The organism is Nostoc sp. CALU 1950 (genome assembly GCF_051172895.1).
In the GTDB taxonomy this organism is placed as follows: domain Bacteria; phylum Cyanobacteriota; class Cyanobacteriia; order Cyanobacteriales; family Nostocaceae; genus Nostoc; species Nostoc edaphicum_A.
Genome location: NZ_JBDNJQ010000337.1, coordinates 1 through 2,573 on the forward strand (window position 1 = coordinate 1; position 2,573 = coordinate 2,573).

The window sequence follows — 2,573 nt, forward strand, 5'->3', positions numbered from 1 at the left end:
CATAGTTATTGTATGAAAAATATCACTGAAAAACTCACAAAGTCAACAGACTAGGTAGAGTCTCATCTATTTAACTTAGAAGAAAGCTTAGAATTACCTGCTTCCTTTGTACAGCAATTGCGCTCAGTTGCGTTGAATGGACTGAAAAAGTTCCAAATCTCAGAGTATGAGATTGGTTTACTATATCTGCAAAATAATTTTGTGCGACCTCTAGAACCAGGAGAGTATGCTTTTTGGTCGGTAGATAGAGATGTTACAGTCCGAATTCTCAGCCGGATTATCCCTAACCCAGACTTTCCCCTGGAAGATGTACTCATTGAAAAACATCTTACAACTGATTTTACTCAGCCAGTCAATCTCGATGGTGCTTCTGCTATTGAAGTGCATGAAATGATTACCTTCTTAGAGGAGCAAATTGTTCAAGGTGCAGTCTCTCTATCATCTGGCACAATTGCTCAGGCAAAATCAGCAGGGCGGGATATTTCTAAATGGGTACAAGATTCTCTCAGTATCGGTGGTGATGACTTCTTAGATGAAGAGTCAAGTTATTTCGTACCGATTCCTGTCGCTTTGGTTGCAATTGTTGATGATAGCCTGGAGGTTAAAGAATTCTGATCACATCATGGAGGATGCGATCGCCTACCTTGTTGTCGAGTTGGGACATCACCAATAGCTACAATCATCCTCCCAGAGCATCTATGTATATTTACACTTAGTCCGCATTAAAATATATACTTGATAGATAAACTCTAATTATGCCGATTCAATGGCATAGGGTCACTGCAATGTCAATTGATGAAATTAAAAACCAGCAAAATAATGGTCTAGTTCAACCCACTTTAATAGAAAGCCTAGTCAAGGCAAAAGACAAGAATAAATCTAAAAAATCCAAACGGATTTTTGATGGTAGTACTGAAGCTTTTGCCAAGAAAATTCCCAAAAAGACTTTTGAAACTGAACTAGAGAAACTCCAGATTGAGCTAGTCAAAATGCAATACTGGATTAAGCACACTGGCTATCGGGTTGTCGTCATATTTGAAGGGCGCGATGCTGCCGGCAAAGGAGGAGTAATTAAACGCATTGCCGATCCACTCAATCCTCGTGGCTGTCGTGTAGTCGCTCTGGGAACCCCCTCCGATCGCGAAAAAACTCAGTGGTATTTTCAGCGTTACGTGCAACATCTTCCGACAGCAGGCGAGATAGTCCTTTTTGATCGCAGTTGGTACAACCGAGCCGGAGTTGAAAAGGTAATGGGCTTTTGTACTGAAGCAGAATATCAAGAATTCATGCAATCTTGCCCGGAATTTGAACGAATGCTGGTACGTTCAGGCATTGTTTTAATCAAGTACTGGTTCTCCGTCAGCGATGAAGAACAAGAAAAACGCTTTCTTTCTCGCAGTCACGATCCAGCAAGGCGCTGGAAACTCAGCCCAATGGATTTAGAATCACGCGATCGCTGGGTAGAATATTCCAAAGCCAAAGATACCATGTTTGCTTACACAAATATTCCCGAAGCCCCTTGGTTTACCATTGAAGCAGATGATAAAAGACGGGCGCGGCTCAACTGCATTCATCATTTGTTGAGCAAAGTTCCTTACGAAGATATGACACCTCCTCCCTTAGAGCTTCCGTCTAGACCTGTGGCTGAGGATTATGTTCGCGCCCCCCGCAATGAGCAGTTCTTTGTCCCTCAAGTATATTAACATCCGAATTTTGATAATAAATTCTTCTCGCAACACTTTTTAAGTTAGACCTAATGACTGACACAGACTCGTCAAATATACGTAAAAAAACAGCACTACTCAGATTATTAACAGCTTTCAAGCGAAGGCTCAATGAACAAATTAATCTTTGTCAAAGTATTGTGTTTGAATATGGCACAGTTGACGCAATTATAGACAATGATTTTTCTCAAGAGTATGTTGTACATGATTATGTATTTTACTGTTTTACCAAAGCGTGTAAAAGTTTGATTGCTGTATCAATTCTCCTTGAGAATAAACTGCCTGAAGATGCGATGAGCTTATTACGTAGCGTCTATGAAAACTATCTGCACATCATATATGTGATCCAAAATCCAGAGAATATAGACGATTTTGTGCATAAAAAAATTGGTCTTTATACAGGGCGCTTACAGCATCCAGTTTCTCAAAAAGGACGAAAGTTATCAAATCAAGTTATAGATACTGAAACTGGCGAAACTTTACCCTATGGTCTAGGTATATCAACTTTAGTTTCTCAAAGTAAGTATAAGTATGATCAAGCAGTTCATACAATCATGTTTCCATTCCTGAGTGAGCATACTCACCCTAATATGGTTGCTTCTGGCAATTATCGAGAGGATGATGACATACATTATTCCTGTTGGCAAGCCTCAAACACTTTACAGGCTGCGTTTTTTGCCATTTACATAAGTACACTAATTTTAAGTGAGTCATTAACTTTTGAAGCATTAGTTGAAGTCAAAGAAATCAAATATGAGTGCCGTCAAAGTATGAAGCTATGCAAGCGATTTCTGCAGGGCTATTTCATTCTGATTGAGTAATTGATATGGTACTGAAGTCATCTCACCC

2 protein-coding genes and 1 pseudogene are annotated in these 2,573 nt (G+C 39.7%); all 3 read left to right on the forward strand.

The window, feature by feature from the left end; all coding sequences use genetic code 11:
• Positions 1–54: 54 nt before the first annotated feature.
• Positions 55–327 (forward strand): annotated as a pseudogene (locus tag ABF638_RS37665) (slipin family protein); the annotation flags it as partial.
• A 458-nt stretch (positions 328–785) separates the two neighbouring features.
• Complete coding sequence (gene ppk2 / locus ABF638_RS37670) at positions 786–1,703, forward strand: polyphosphate kinase 2 (protein WP_435027836.1); 918 nt, start codon at positions 786–788, stop codon at positions 1,701–1,703.
• Between the two features lie 53 nt (positions 1,704–1,756).
• Positions 1,757–2,545 carry a DUF5677 domain-containing protein gene (locus ABF638_RS37675; protein ID WP_435027838.1) on the forward strand — a complete coding sequence of 263 codons (789 nt, stop codon included), beginning with the start codon at positions 1,757–1,759 and terminating at the stop codon, positions 2,543–2,545.
• Positions 2,546–2,573: the final 28 nt, after the last annotated feature.